Source organism: Streptomyces sp. NPDC005925 (genome assembly GCF_040638805.1).
Classification (GTDB): Bacteria; Actinomycetota; Actinomycetes; order Streptomycetales; family Streptomycetaceae; genus Streptomyces.
This window is the reverse complement of sequence record NZ_JBEXVL010000004.1, coordinates 309,818-322,822: the sequence shown is the minus strand read 5'-3', so window position 1 is coordinate 322,822 and position 13,005 is coordinate 309,818. Positions and strand designations below refer to the sequence as shown.

Genomic DNA, 13,005 nt, shown 5'->3' with positions numbered 1-13,005 from the left:
CAAGGTGGGACGCGTCTGAGAATCCGCGGCCGGGAGAGACCGAGGGAGCGTCCTGCCCCGGGCCCCCGGGTCTCACTCGACGAACAGCCCCCTGGCCGCCGCCCGCGCGTCGAACTCCTCCAGCCGCGCCTGCGCGTCCGGCAGGTCGTCGCACATGGCCTCCAGCAGCACCCGGCCCAGCAGCATCGGGCCGCAGGCGGTGTCGAAGGAGAGGGCGGTCCCGACGGCGGCGGGCAGCAGCAGGTCGGACACCTTGGCGACCGGCGCGAAGGCCGAGTCGGCGACGGTCACCACGGTCAGTCCCGCCTCCTTGGCGTGGGTGAGCGCGTCCACGACCTCGCGGGGGTGGCGGGGCAGCGCGAAGCAGATCAGCGCCGACGCCCCGGCCCGCACGGCGGCGTCGACGCGGTCCTCCACCATCGTGCCGCCCTCACCCAGCAGCCGTACGTCCGGATGGACCTTGGCGGCGAAGTACGCGAAGCCGTAGGCCTGCGCCGCCGCCGCGCGCAGCCCGAGCACGGGCAGTGGACGGGAGGCGGCCAGCAGCCGGCCCGCCCTGCGCACCGGCCTCGGGTCGGCCAGCGCGTCCGACAGATGCCTGAGGTTCTCGATCTCGGCCTCGACGGCCTGCTGGAACTCGTTGTACGAGCCGGTGTCCGCGGGCTGCTGCTCCGGGGGAGCGACCTCGCGCAGGTGGCGGCGCAGCGCCGGGTAGCCGTCGAAGCCGAGGGCCACGGCGAAGCGGGTGACGGACGGCTGGCTGACCCCGGCGAGCTCGGCGAGCTCCACGCTCGACAGGAACGGCACGTCGGCGGCCCGGCGCACCATGCTGTGCGCGATGCGGCGCTGGGTCGGCGTCAGCCGGTGCCCCTCGAAGAGCGCCTGCAGGCGCGCGGCAGGGCTGTCGGTCACGCTCATCGCGTGCTCCCCCTCAGATGTCCGGGTACCGGGCCGGCCCGGACGGTACCGGGTGGCTCCATTCTCTTCAGACTCCGGAAGTCTGCATGCCACTATGCAGCAACGGGGCGGGCACCCCAGGTCGCAGAGGGGGGTTAGCCCCAGTGCGACGGCCGGTGCCGCTCCCTACCGTGTGAGCATGAGCGGAATGGACACGCGGGACACCGAACTCAAGAAGGAACTCGACGCCACCCTGCAGGCGCGCAGGGAACTGGGCGAGGAGTACGAGTCCGCGCTGGTCGACTCGTTCCTGGAGAAGGTCGACCAGCGCATCGACGGGGCCGTGGAGCGCAGGGTGCGCCGTCAGTTCGCCGAGCAGCAGATGGTGGCGGCCCGGGACTCGCGGTCGCCGGGGGCCACGGATTCCTGGGGCGAGCGGTTCGGCTTCGGGATCGTCTCGCTGGTTCTCGCCGTCCCGCTGTCCGCGATCGGCGGCGGCGTGGCGGAACTCCCCGGCCTGCTGGTGGCCTGGGCGGGCATCGTCGGCGTCAACGTCGTCCAGGCGGCCCGTCTGAACCCGGGCCTGTTCGGCCTCGGCCGCCGCAGGCGGGACGCGGACACCTCGGGCGCCGACGGCTGGCGCGACTGAGCCCCGCGAACGCACGGTGGACCCGGAGCGCCGACGCGACGTGCGGCGCTCGTCGGCCGTCGCGCACGTCGCCGAACGGGTACGAACGCGTCACGTCCCCGCAGCACCGGCTTAACACGGCACCGGCACATTGGTGGGTGTCGGCGCCAGGAACCTCCGGAGCGGCTCCCGGACTTCCATGGACGCCACGGACGCGCAGACCGGGCCCGGCCCGGCCGCGTCCCTCGCGGGGACCGCCGTCGTCCCGCCCCCCGGCGACGGGGGTGCGGCGGTCCCCGCGCACCACTCCACTCACCGCGTCCCCCGCGTCACGTCCCGTTCTTCGCGAGGAAGGACAGCAGGTCCTGCCGGCTGACGACACCGGTCGGCTTGCCCTCGACGAGGACGATGGCCGCGTCGGCCGTACCCAGCACCGACATCAGGTCGGCCACGGGCTCGCCGGAGCCTACCTGCGGCAGCGGCGCCGACATGTGCTTCTCCAGCGGGTCGCCCAGCGAGGCCCGCTGGCTGAACAGGGCGTCCAGCAGCTCGCGCTCCACGACCGAGCCGACGACCTCGGCGGCCATGACGTCCGGGTGACCGGCGCCGGGCTTGACGACCGGCATCTGCGAGACGCCGTACTCGCGCAGCACGTCGATGGCCTGGCCGACGGTCTCCTCGGGGTGCATGTGGACGAGGGACGGGATGTGGCCGCCGGCCTTGTCGTCGAGCACGTCGGCGACGCGCGCGCTGGGGCCCGCGTCCTCGAGGAAGCCGTAGTCGGCCATCCACTCGTCGTTGAAGATCTTGCTGAGGTAGCCGCGGCCGCTGTCGGGCAGCAGGACGACGACCACGTCGTCCTCGGTGAGCCGTTCGGCGACGCGCAGGGCGGCGACGACGGCCATGCCGCAGGAGCCGCCCACCAGCAGGCCCTCCTCCTTGGCGAGGCGGCGGGTCATCTGGAAGGAGTCCTTGTCGGACACCGGCACGATCTCGTCGGCGACGGACCGGTCGTAGGCGGTCGGCCAGAAGTCCTCGCCGACGCCCTCGACCAGGTACGGCCGGCCGGAGCCGCCCGAGTAGACGGAGCCCTCCGGGTCGGCGCCGACGACCTGCACCTTGCCGTCACTGGCGTCCTTCAGGTACCGGCCGGTGCCGGAGATCGTGCCGCCGGTGCCGACGCCCGCGACGAAGTGGGTGATCTTCCCCTCCGTCTGCTCCCACAGCTCCGGGCCCGTGGAGTGGTAGTGGGAGAGCGGGTTGTTGGGGTTGGAGTACTGGTCGGGCTTCCAGGCCCCCGGCGTCTCGCGGACCAGCCGGTCGGAGACGTTGTAGTACGAGTCGGGGTGCTCGGGGTCGACGGCGGTGGGGCACACGACCACCTCGGCCCCGTACGCGCGCAGCACGTTGATCTTGTCCGTGGAGACCTTGTCGGGGCATACGAAGATGCACTTGTAGCCCTTCTGCTGGGCCACGATCGCCAGGCCGACGCCGGTGTTGCCGCTGGTCGGCTCCACGATGGTGCCGCCGGGCTCGAGTTCGCCGCTCTTTTCTGCGGCCTCGATCATGCGCAGGGCGATACGGTCCTTCACCGAACCGCCGGGGTTGAAGTACTCCACCTTGGCCAGGACGGTCGCCCTGATGCCCTTGGTCACGCTGTTGAGCCTCAGCAGCGGGGTGTTGCCGACGAGGCTGATCATCGAGTCGTGGAATTGCACCGTTGTCTCCGGATGCTGCAAATGGCAAATGGTGTGGTCGTGATGCGCTGCCAGCCTATGGCCTGGGGCGGCCCGGACGTGCTGTTCACAGGTGGTCGAGATTGGGCGACGGTCCGTACGGGGCAAGGAGGGGGTAGGGCTTCGAGGGAGGTGGCGGCGACGCATGACGAGCATGTCGAGGGCGCGGGCTGCCCGGCGGATCGCGGCCGGGGCGGCGTACGGCGGCGGCGGGATCGGCCTGGCGGGCGCGGCCACGGTCGGACTGCTGGTGGCAGAGATGCAGCTGGCCAGGCGCCGGGTGGGCAACGGCCCCCCGGTCCGGGTGCCGAACGCGGACGGGGTGTACGGCGGATCGCCTGCCTGCGGTGAGTCACCGCTGCGGCTGACGATGCTGGGCGACTCCACGGCCGCGGGGCAGGGCGTGTACCGGGCGGGGCAGACGCCGGGCGCGCTGCTGGCGTCGGGACTGTCTGCGGTCGCGGAGCGCCCGGTGGTGCTGCGCTCGGTCGCCGTGACCGGGGCGCGGTCGGACGATCTGGAGCGGCAGGTGTCGCAGGTGCTCGCGGACACGGGCGGACTGCCGGACGTGTGCGTGATCATGGTCGGCGCGAACGACGTGACGAACCGGATGCCCGCCACCCGCTCGGTGCGCTTCCTGTCGACGGCGGTCCGGCGGCTGCGTACGGCCGGCGCGGAGGTGGTGGTCGGCACGTGCCCCGATCTGGGCACCATCGAGCCGGTGCGGCAGCCGCTGCGCTGGCTGGCCCGCCGGGCCTCCCGTCAGCTGGCCGCCGCCCAGACCATCGGCGCCGTCCAGCAGGGCGGGCGCACGGTGTCGCTGGGCGACCTGCTGGGCCCGGAGTTCGCCGCCAACCCGCGCGAACTGTTCGGCCCGGACAACTACCACCCGTCGGCCGAGGGCTACGCGACGGCCGCGATGGCGGTCCTGCCGACGGTGTGCGCGGCGCTGGGCCTGTGGCCGGCGGAGGAGGAGCGTCCCGACACCTCGCGCCGTGAGGGTTTCCTGCCGGTGGCGCGGGCGGCGGCCGAGGCCGCCTCAGAGGCCGGTACGGAGGTCGCCGCGGCGATGCCGAGCGGCCCGAGGGGCCCATGGGCCCTGCTCAAGCGGCGCCGCCGGCGCCGGATGCCGGAGACGGAACCGGCTCCCTCGGGCGGGCCGTCGTGACGGTGCGGAGCGGCCGGATCACCCCAACGGGAAAAGCAAGCGCTTAGAAAACTGCGGCGCGAGTCACACGCCCGGACACGTGACCCGGGCCATACGTCCGGGTAACTTCCCAGACGACCCCAGCCGATCCCGTACGTACGACCGCCCGCCGCCTCACGACGAGGCGTCGCGTGCCGCACCGTCTGACATGGAGCCGTGATGCCCGAAGCCGTGATCGTCTCAGCCGCCCGCTCCCCCATCGGCCGCGCCTTCAAGGGCTCCCTCAAGGACCTGCGCCCCGACGACCTCACCGCCACGATCATCCAGGCCGCCCTCGCCAAGGCCCCCGGGCTGGACCCGAGGGACATCGACGACCTGATGCTGGGCTGCGGCCTGCCGGGCGGCGAGCAGGGCAACAACCTCGGCCGCGTCGTCGCCGTGCAGATGGGCATGGACCACCTGCCGGGCTGCACGATCACCCGGTACTGCTCCTCCTCCCTGCAGACCTCCCGCATGGCCCTGCACGCCATCAAGGCCGGTGAGGGCGACGTCTTCATCTCGGCCGGCGTCGAGATGGTGTCCCGGTTCGCCAAGGGCAACTCCGACAGCCTCCCGGACACCCACAACCCGCTGTTCGCCGAGGCCGAGGCCCGTACCGCCGAGGTCGCCCAGCAGGAGGGCACCACCTGGCACGACCCGCGCGAGGACGGCCTGGTACCCGACCCGTACATCGCGATGGGCCAGACCGCCGAGAACCTCGCCCGCTGGAAGGGCGTCACCCGCCAGGACATGGACGAGTTCGGCGTCCGCTCGCAGAACCTCGCCGAGGAAGCCATCAAGAACGGCTTCTGGGAGCGGGAGATCACCCCGGTCACGCTGCCCGACGGCACCGTCGTCGCCAAGGACGACGGTCCCCGCCCCGGCGTCACCCTGGAGGGCGTCCAGGGCCTCAAGCCGGTGTTCCGCCCCGACGGTCTGGTCACCGCCGGCAACTGCTGCCCGCTCAACGACGGCGCCGCCGCGCTCGTCATCATGAGCGACACCAAGGCCCGCGAGCTGGGCCTGACCCCGCTCGCCCGGATCGTCTCCACCGGCGTGTCCGGTCTCTCCCCCGAGATCATGGGCCTGGGCCCGGTCGAGGCGAGCCGGCAGGCGCTGTCCCGGGCCGGCCTGACGATCGACGACATCGACCTGGTCGAGATGAACGAGGCGTTCGCCGCCCAGGTGATCCCCTCCTACCGCGACCTGGGCATCCCGCTGGAGAAGCTGAACGTGAACGGCGGCGCCATCGCCGTGGGTCACCCCTTCGGCATGACCGGCGCCCGCATCACCGGCACGCTGATCAACTCCCTGCAGTGGCACGACAAGCAGTTCGGCCTGGAGACGATGTGCGTCGGCGGCGGCCAGGGCATGGCGATGGTCATCGAGCGCCTCAGCTGATTCGAGCGCCCGGGCCGACCGCGCGACCGAACGGGCAGCGGGCAGCGGGCAGCGGGCAGCGGGCAGCGGGCAGCGTGCGACCGAACCCGCCATCGTGACGCCAGTCGCACCGAACGTAACCGGATCGGCCCGGAACTCCGCAACCCCGGAGTCCCGGGCCGATTTGTGACCCAATCTCCCCCAGGATGTGACCTATCTCCCTCTACAGGGAGATTCCCGCAGGTCAGAGCCAGTGCCATGGTAAGCGCGGGGCCTAAGTCCTGCCCCTTTCGGGACGTTACGCACTGCCAGGGGGTTAGTCCGCCCTTCAAGCTGATGTAGGAAGTCGGGGGTCGACTTTGAACCGGGAGTACGTCAGTGAGCGCCATGCCGATCGCCCTGCTGATCACCACTGCCGCCACGGGCGCCGTGGGCGTCGCCGCCCTGCGCACCCTGGTGGTGCTGCGCCGGCAGGTCAGGGCCCTGCACACCGAGCTGGCCGGGAGCCCCGGCGTCCACGCGGCCGTGCCCGCCGCCCGCTCATCCGTCGAGACGAATGAGATACGTGCGGCCGTGGCGGAGGCGCTGGCCGAGGAACGCGAGCGCGAGCTGGCCGAAGCCCGTGCCTTCTGGGCCGCTCAGGAGGCCCGCGACGCCGCCGACGCGCCGACGCTGCTGGGTCTGCCCGACAGTGAGCTGTTCCTGCCCCGGCAGGCGGACTACGCGAGCGTGGAGCCGCTGGAGCCGGTGTCCGAGCCGGGCGGCGACACCGACGAGTCCCCCGGGGAGTCCGCGGAGCTGGCCGCGGCCCGCCGCCGGCACCCCTCGCACCCGGACTTCGTCCCGTCCGCCCCCTCCCCCGTCGTGAACGACCACGAGCGCACGGTCGCCACGCTGGAGGACCTGGCCACGTCCCAGATCGAGCTGACCGACGTCCGCCCGGGCCCGCTGGGCACCCTGGACGTCTACGTCTTCGCCGACGGCACGACCCTGTGCATGACGCCGGGCCACCGCGAGACCGCGGACCGGCTGGCCGCCGCCCTGCGCGCGGGCGACACCCCGTTCCTGCTCGGCGGCTCCGGGATTTCGGGGGCGTACACGCTGACCTTCGCGTGCGGCGAGGAGAACGTCTACATCCTGGCCGACCGGGTCATCGCGTCGCTGTAGCCCCACCCCGGCGCCCCCGGCGACTCGCACGCGCCAGCGCCCCCGGCGCCTCGGCCGACCCCGTACGCCCCGGCGGCCCCGGAAGTCCAGCGATACGGTCGGCCCAGGCGGCCCTGTCGTCCCCGCCGCCCCCGGCCGCCCCCGGCGCTCACACGCCCGCGCGCTGCTGGGCCTCGCCCACCAGCCGCACCGCCTCCTCGACGTCCCCGTCGGTCGTCAGCACCACGGCCAAGTCGTGGCCCGCGACGGTGATTTGGTCGGCGGCGGCGAACATCCCCGCGTCCGGCATCTCCCTCGGCTCGGCGTCGGGGGACTCCCGGATCTGCGCCCGCCGGGCCAACTCCCGGGCGAGCGCGACCGCCTCGGCGGCGGCCCCCCGCTGCAGCCGGCTCTGCGGCGCGGCGCGCAGGCGGTCGGCGAAGTGATCCACGGCACGGGTCAGAGGCGTCGTATCAACCACGGCGCGAGCGTACGCGCCCCCGAGGCACTGTTGCCAACGGGCGAACGCTCAGGCACGGTGACCTGAAGGACCGGCTTACATCCCATACGTCCGGAGGCGCCGATGTCCCATGTCCTCTCCGAGGAGACCCACCGCAATCTGCTCGCCCGCATCCCCCACTGCACCGGTCGTGAGATCTCCGACTGGCTCCGCGCCGTCGAGGAAGGCCCCGCCCTCCTCCGTTTCGAGGAGAAGGTCAGCTGGCTCCGCGCGGAACACAACCTCGCGTACGGCCACGCGAAGGCGATCATCCACGAGTACGACCTGAGGAGGGCGGCGCGCAAACTGCTCTAGGGTCTGTCGTTCGGATCAGGCCGGCTGTAAGACGCGGTGCTTCGCAGCCGACCCGAGCGGGGTCTGGTGCGTGCGGCTGCAAGGCGGAGGAGGGCGTCGACGCGGAGCGTCGGCCACCGACGACAACGCGGCAGAGGTGCGTGCCGGACCCCGCGACGCCGGGGTGATCCACACGACAGGCCCTAGCCAGGCGCGCACACGATCCCGCACCCGACGTGACGAGACGACGAAGGGCCCCGGAGGAATCCGGGGCCCTTTCGCGCACCCGCGGCGAGCCGCGAGCGGTGCCGTGTCAGTCGCTGCTGCTGAGGATCGAGATGAGCCGCAGGAACTCGAGGTAGATCCACACGAGCGTCAGTGTGAGGCCGAAGGCCGCGAGCCACGCCTCGTCGCGCGGGGCGCCGTAGGCCAGACCGTCCTCGACCTGCTTGAAGTCCAGGGCGAGGAAGCACGCACCGAGGATGATGCCGATGACGCCGAACATGACGCCCAGGGCGCCGCTGCGGAAGCCGAGTCCGTCACCGCCGCCGAACACCGCGAACAGCAGGTTCACGGACATCAGCAGGATGAAGCCGAGCGCCGCCGCCATCACGAAGCCGTAGAAGCGGCGGTTGACGCGGATCCAGCCGGCCTTGTAGGCGATCAGCACACCGGCGAAGACCGCCATCGTGCCGATCACCGCCTGCATGGCCGCACCGCTCGCGATGCGGTTGTCGACGATGCTGGAGATCACGCCGAGGAAGACACCCTCGAACGCGGCGTACGTCAGGATCAGCGCCGGGGACGCCTTGCGCTTGAAGGACTGGACGAACGCCAGGACCATGCCGATCAGCGCGGCGCCGATGCCGATGCCGTAGCTGCGGCTGATGTTGGCGTCGTCGACCGGCAGCAGCGCCCAGGAGAGCGCGGCCGTGACGACGAGCACGCCCAGCGTGGTCGCCGTGCGCATGACGACGTCGTCCATCGTCATGCGGTCGGTGGTGACCGGGGCCTGCGGCGGCGCGCCGTACGGTGCCTGCTGTGCGTACGGGTTCTGCGCGTACGGGTTGGCGGTCTGCTGGGCGTACGGGTTGCCCTGTGTGGCGACAGCGGGTCCCCCGGCCTGCGGCGCGGTGTTGAAGCCCGCGTAGCCGTTGTCGCGGCTGAACCCCCGTCGCGAGAAGACCGGGTTTCTGCTCCTCATTGCACTCCTCCATGGCCACACGGCGTGGCCTTGGCTTCAGGGTAATAGGTAGGCAAAGGATTGACCCTAGTGCTTGGGGAGGATCTTTCCCTCGTGGTGCTGCGCAACACGCTACGCGGCTCCGGGATTCCCGACACCCGCGGGGGCGCGGTCATGACCGACTCGGAGCATCCGCGCGACATCGCACGCGGTCGGGGAGAACACCGGCCCGTCGACGTGCGTGAGTGCCTCGTGCGCGCGTACCGGGACTGCCGGGGCGGGCCGCTCCCGGCGGACACCGCGCCGGGCGCCGCTGGACGGTCCGGCGCCGTGCCGGCGGGGGGCGACGCGCCGAGGGCCGCGGCTCCCGTCGGGAACCGCGGCCCTCGGCCGGAGCTGGGGATCAGCAGGTGGGGACGTTCGGCAACCAGGAGTCGGAGACGTCGATGAAGACGTTGGAGATGTAGCCGCCGTACGCCGGCAGGTACGACCAGGCGTCGTTGCTGTAGCCGTCGTAGTTGACCATCTCGCCGCGCACCTGGCACTCGACGCGCACCGTGGTCGGACCGGACAGGCTGCCCACGGAGGCGGAGCTGCTGGACGCCGCCGCGCGGATGTTCACACCGGAGCCCCAGGTGGGGAACGGCGTGCCGATGCCGCCGGCGCTGCCGCCCACCAGCGACATGTAGTAGTTCCAGTCCCAGTTCGGGCCGGGGTCGGTGTGGTCGTTGCCCGGCACCTCGCTGTGACCGACGATGTGGGCCCGGTCCTTGGGGATGCCGTAGTGGTCGGCGAGGTGCGCGGTGAGCGCTGCCGAGGAGCGGTACATGGCGTCGGTGAACCAGGACGGATCGTCGACGTAACCCTCGTGCTCGATGCCGACGGCGTACGCGTTCCCGGAGCGCGCGTGCCACGCCGTGTCGGCGTCGCGCACCATCTGCGTGACCTCGCCGTCCGAGGAGCGGACGACGTAGTGGGCGCTGACTTGGGCGGACGGGTTCTGGAACCAGCTGACCGTCCCGGCGTAGGAGCCCTGGGTGACGTGCACCACGACGTGGGTGATCGCGGAGGAACGGCCCGCGGCGTAGTTGCTGGTGCTGGCCGGGACCCAGCGGGCCGGCGGGTAGTCGGTGCTCTGGATGCCCGGCAGGCGGGACACCTCGGCGTAGCGGCCCCGCTCGGGGGACACCTTGCGCGGTGCGACGCGCACCTGTTCGCCGCCCGTGGTGAAGGTGCGGACGCCGTCGGCGAGGAAGCCGTAGACGGCGTCGGCGTACAGCCGGGCCGCCTGGTCGCTCTCCGCGGCGCCGTAGCGTGCCACCGCGCGGTACCACTCGTCCGTGTCGTCGCGCTCGGCGGCGCTCAGCCCGAGGTCGTCGGCGAAGGCGCGGAGCACGGCGGCGCCGCCGCGGATGTTGGCCGGGGTCTCTCGCTTGAGCTCGGCGACGGATTCGCCGGTGAGCTTCGCGGCACGTTCCAGCGTGTGCGTCTCCGGGTTGCTCACCAGGTGCATCACGCCGTAGCCGTTCGCGTGGCTGGGCCTGCCCCGGTGGCCGTCCAGATGGGTCTCGCCGTAGCCGACCGCGACCAGCAGGTCGCGGGGGACGCCGAACTCCGTCGCGGCGTCGGCGAACGCGGTGTTCAGCACGTGCGCACCGGAGCCGCGTGGGCCGTCCGGGGCGGGGGCCGCCGCGGCGGTCTGTACAGCCGTGGTCAGGGACAAAGCGACCGCCGTACCGAGGAGTACGCCTCGTGAGCGCCTCCACACCTTCCAGGTCATCGGACCGTCTCCGCTCTCGGCGCGTGTGGGGGGGTACGGCCGGTCGGCGTGCGCCACAGGACACGACCTGCCGGACCACGGGCATGCCGGAGCACGGGTCGAGGCGCTCCCGGAAGCGTGGTCACCGGCCATGGTGCGGGGTGAACCTGTCAGGTACAAGACATTGAGCCCGCAGCGAAAGACGTCGCAGGGGGCGGCACTTGCCCTTGCCGACCGCGCCGCCGTCACGTCTCGGCACGTGGCCGTCGGCCTCGCGCACGGCCGTCAGGGCGATGTGAGGCCGGCGCCCGGACCACGCCGCCCCGCCCGCCCGGGACGCCGCACGGCCGGTCCGGACGGCCCGTCATGGCCGGTCGCAGGCCACCCTCGTGGACGTCGGCGCCCTCGGACAGCAGGCCCCCCACGCGCAGTCGCGGCGCCCGCACCGGCCTTCCACCGAGGGGCTTGGCGGCGGACCGGGTGCCGCGCCGGTGGCGCCAGCGTCATGGTTCCTCTCCCGGCCCCGCCGGACGCCGCACCGCCGACGCGGACGGACGGCACGGCGACGGGAGACCGGGGGCTTCACAGCCCGCGGGCCGGCGCGCACCCAACCGGGGCACATCCCACGTCCGGGGGTGACGCGCCCGGAGCGCGGGGCTCCAGCGGGCCGGAACGCGCGGCGGATTGCTTTCGACATCCATAAAAATTCGTTAACCGCCGCTCCGTTCCCCCAGGTCACCGAGGTGCAAAGTGGTCTAGACCACTAATCCGCCGGAGACCCCCTTTACGGCGCACGCACTCCAGGAGCACCATGACGTGTCCTCGACAAGTGATGCGCGTAGATGACGTGAGAAACGTGTCTGCGCGTCCCCTCGACGAGGACGCACCGCCGCTCCGCCCGTACCGCCCGCCCGCTCACGGACTTCGTCCATTCGGCCGTGCGCGCCACGAGGGTCCCGCCCTCGTGTCCCGCGCTCGCAGATGCGTCAAGGAGGCTCGGTGCCCCGACTCACGTCCGGTTCGCCCCGGGCCCTCGAACGCGATCCGGCGCAGACCGCAGCGTCCTGCGCCGTCTGCCCGGCACGGCGGAACTCCGCGCACCGCGTGTGCCGTCCAGGCGCAGCCACGGCCGCGCCGCATCGGCCCGCAGCGAGCCGCGGACCGTCCGCCGGACGGCCGCAGGAGACCGGACAACCGGTCTCCGGTGCGCTCGGGGCTGTCCACCGGCGCCGGCCGGCCGTACTGCCCGGGCCCGCCCGATCGTCGCGACCGGCTCACCCCGGACGCGGGCGGAGGTGCCGCACCGAGGCACCACTGACCACCCCTGCATCTCACCCATCGAGCACCAGGAGGAAGCCTTGTTCTCCACTTCTTCGGCAAAGTCGGTACAGCGAAGAATTACCGTGGCCGGTGTCGTCGGCGCGAGCGCGGCACTGATCTTCAGCATGATGGCGGGCACCGCCTCCGCGACGCCGCTGCCCTCCGGCAGCGCCGTACCGATGGGCCAGGGCTACATGGGTGTCGGCTACCTCCAGGACGGCAAGGGCTTCAAGCCGGACACGCGGCAGATGCACCTCGAGGACGCGCCGGGCGTGGACCTGATGGCGAACCCCATGGGTGTCGACGTCTCCCACTACCAGGGCTCGATCAACTGGAGCGCGGCCCGCAACGCGGGCATCGAGTTCGCCTGGATCAAGGCGACCGAGGGCACCTCGTACAAGGACCCGACCTTCAACACGAACTACCTCAACGCGTACAACGCCGGCGTGATCCGGGGCGCGTACCACTTCGCGCGGCCCGACGCCTCCAGCGGTGCCGCGCAGGCGAACTGGTTCGCCAGCAACGGCGGTGCCTGGTCCCGCGACAACCTGACGCTGCCCGGCGTGCTGGACATCGAGGGCACGTGCTACGGCAAGTCGCAGGCGTCGATGCAGTCGTGGATCCTCGACTTCTACAACACGTACAAGGCCCGCACCGGCCGCGACATGGTCATCTACACCAGCCCGAGCTGGTGGAACTCCTGCACCGGCGGCTGGAGCGGCATGTCCGCCAAGAGCCCGCTGTGGGTCGCCCACTGGACCTCCGCCGCCAGCCCGAGCATCCCGAGCGGCTTCCCGTACTGGACCATCTGGCAGTACACCTCCACGGGATCGGTGAGCGGCATCTCGGGGAACGTCGACCGCGACCGCTTCAACGGCGACCGCTCGCGTCTGCTCGCCCTGGCGAACAACACCTGAGCGGCCTGAGCGCCCGGTGACGGTTCCCCCGGCGGGGCGGGCACGTGTCCGCCCCGCCGG

11 protein-coding genes are annotated in these 13,005 nt (G+C 72.2%); 6 read left to right on the top strand and 5 right to left on the bottom strand.

The genetic code is table 11. The annotated features are described in order from the left end of the window. Positions 1-72 precede the first annotated feature (72 nt). On the bottom strand, positions 73-918 hold the full coding sequence (locus ABZ354_RS08315) for a MurR/RpiR family transcriptional regulator (RefSeq protein ID WP_358654232.1): 846 nt from the start codon (positions 916-918) through the stop codon (positions 73-75). Positions 919-1,105: 187 nt separating this feature from the next. Here ABZ354_RS08315 and ABZ354_RS08310 point away from each other — a divergent pair, with 187 nt between their 5' ends. After that, positions 1,106-1,546, top strand: a complete 441-nt coding sequence (locus ABZ354_RS08310) for a hypothetical protein (protein WP_358654359.1) — start codon at positions 1,106-1,108, stop codon at positions 1,544-1,546. A gap of 308 nt (positions 1,547-1,854) precedes the next feature. Here the strand turns inward: ABZ354_RS08310 and ABZ354_RS08305 are convergent, their stop codons facing one another. After that, positions 1,855-3,243, bottom strand: coding sequence for a cystathionine beta-synthase (locus tag ABZ354_RS08305; protein WP_358654231.1), 1,389 nt, complete (start codon positions 3,241-3,243; stop codon positions 1,855-1,857). 163 nt (positions 3,244-3,406) lie between these two features. Here ABZ354_RS08305 and ABZ354_RS08300 point away from each other — a divergent pair, with 163 nt between their 5' ends. The 3 genes from ABZ354_RS08300 (at position 3,407) to ABZ354_RS08290 (ending at position 6,994) form a co-directional block, all read left to right on the top strand. Continuing rightward, positions 3,407-4,429, top strand: coding sequence for an SGNH/GDSL hydrolase family protein (locus tag ABZ354_RS08300; RefSeq protein WP_358654230.1), 1,023 nt, complete (start codon positions 3,407-3,409; stop codon positions 4,427-4,429). A gap of 198 nt (positions 4,430-4,627) precedes the next feature. Next, a complete protein-coding gene (locus ABZ354_RS08295) occupies positions 4,628-5,848 on the top strand; it encodes an acetyl-CoA C-acetyltransferase (protein WP_358654229.1) in 1,221 nt (406 codons plus the stop codon). 366 nt (positions 5,849-6,214) lie between these two features. Beyond that, on the top strand, positions 6,215-6,994 hold the full coding sequence (locus ABZ354_RS08290; protein WP_358654357.1) for a hypothetical protein: 780 nt from the start codon (positions 6,215-6,217) through the stop codon (positions 6,992-6,994). 148 nt (positions 6,995-7,142) lie between these two features. Here the strand turns inward: ABZ354_RS08290 and ABZ354_RS08285 are convergent, their stop codons facing one another. Continuing rightward, positions 7,143-7,454, bottom strand: a complete 312-nt coding sequence (locus ABZ354_RS08285) for a hypothetical protein (RefSeq protein WP_358654228.1) — start codon at positions 7,452-7,454, stop codon at positions 7,143-7,145. 102 nt (positions 7,455-7,556) lie between these two features. Between ABZ354_RS08285 and ABZ354_RS08280 the strand changes: the two genes are divergently transcribed. Continuing rightward, entirely contained in the window at positions 7,557-7,787 is a 231-nt protein-coding gene (locus ABZ354_RS08280; RefSeq protein ID WP_358654226.1) for a DUF4287 domain-containing protein, read from the top strand. Positions 7,788-8,079: 292 nt separating this feature from the next. Here the strand turns inward: ABZ354_RS08280 and ABZ354_RS08275 are convergent, their stop codons facing one another. Both ABZ354_RS08275 and ABZ354_RS08270 read right to left on the bottom strand, forming a co-directional pair. Further along, a complete protein-coding gene (locus ABZ354_RS08275; RefSeq protein ID WP_358654224.1) occupies positions 8,080-8,970 on the bottom strand; it encodes a Bax inhibitor-1/YccA family protein in 891 nt (296 codons plus the stop codon). A gap of 382 nt (positions 8,971-9,352) precedes the next feature. Further along, positions 9,353-10,597: an N-acetylmuramoyl-L-alanine amidase gene (locus ABZ354_RS08270; RefSeq protein WP_358654222.1), complete on the bottom strand. Its 1,245-nt coding sequence runs from the start codon at positions 10,595-10,597 to the stop codon at positions 9,353-9,355. Between the two features lie 1,556 nt (positions 10,598-12,153). On the opposite strand from ABZ354_RS08270, the gene ABZ354_RS08265 reads away from it, so the two are divergent. Then, positions 12,154-12,945: a GH25 family lysozyme gene (locus ABZ354_RS08265; RefSeq protein ID WP_358654355.1), complete on the top strand. Its 792-nt coding sequence runs from the start codon at positions 12,154-12,156 to the stop codon at positions 12,943-12,945. The last annotated feature ends 60 nt before the right edge of the window (positions 12,946-13,005 follow it).